Origin of the sequence: Nocardia sp. CY41, from assembly GCF_009829325.1 — a bacterium.
Classification (GTDB): Bacteria; Actinomycetota; Actinomycetes; order Mycobacteriales; family Mycobacteriaceae; genus Nocardia.
Map to the genome: position 1 here is coordinate 1 of NZ_VUOS01000138.1, position 672 is coordinate 672.

At 61.5% G+C, this 672-nt stretch carries 1 protein-coding gene; it reads left to right on the plus strand.

Annotation, left to right across the window (positions count from 1 at the left end; all coding sequences use genetic code 11):
* The first annotated feature begins 211 nt into the window (after window positions 1–211).
* Window positions 212–523, plus strand: a complete 312-nt coding sequence (locus GVY64_RS37065; protein ID WP_159851368.1) for a hypothetical protein — start codon at window positions 212–214, stop codon at window positions 521–523.
* The last annotated feature ends 149 nt before the right edge of the window (window positions 524–672 follow it).

A 672-nucleotide genomic window follows, 5' to 3' on the forward strand; every position in this document is an offset into this window, starting at 1 on the left:
GGTGCCCGGACCGGCAGTAGCGGTTCGATCACTGTCCACAACTCGTCGTCCACGATCCACGGGGCCGCCACGACGAAACATACTGCACCGCAACGAGAATCACCGCCACTCAACCGAACCTGTTAGGAGCTCTTAGCCAGAAGGCCGCTGGGGAGGTCAACTCATAGGCTCGCAGGCGTTGTCGTCGGGGCTATCGGTTACCCCTCACCACATGACGACAACCGACAACGACCCGCACCGACGACTCCTCTTTGTTTCCCGGTCGTTGTTCGTGGATACCGCCGCTCATTGCGGCCGCCATGAGGTTCACACCCCTGCTCGCGGGCCGTCGTCACCGCATCCGGCGATCGGCAACATTTATGCTGTGGTCCGGGAAGGTGGCCGTGATCAGCGGTATCGCGTTCTGCTGTGGGATGCCGAGGGTAACGCTCTCATCACCGATCCCGGCGGCCGGCTCCAGATCGCTTCCCACCGCCGGGGATTCGTTCGTCTGGAAGGGGGCCCATCACCAGCGGCCGAATAAGACCACGTTGCGGGCCCCTGCACTTGAAATAAGGTTTTCTTATCATTGGGCAGATATTCATAGAATGGCCTTTCGGTGGTCGGCCTGATGGTGTGCCCGTGCGGAACGCGGGAACGAGCAGGAGCTACGTGCGTCCAGTACGCGCAGTG

Coding starts and splice junctions, on each gene's coding strand:
- GVY64_RS37065 (WP_159851368.1), top strand. CDS start 212: ATGACGACAACCGACAACGACCCGCACCGACGACTCCTCTTTGTTTCC.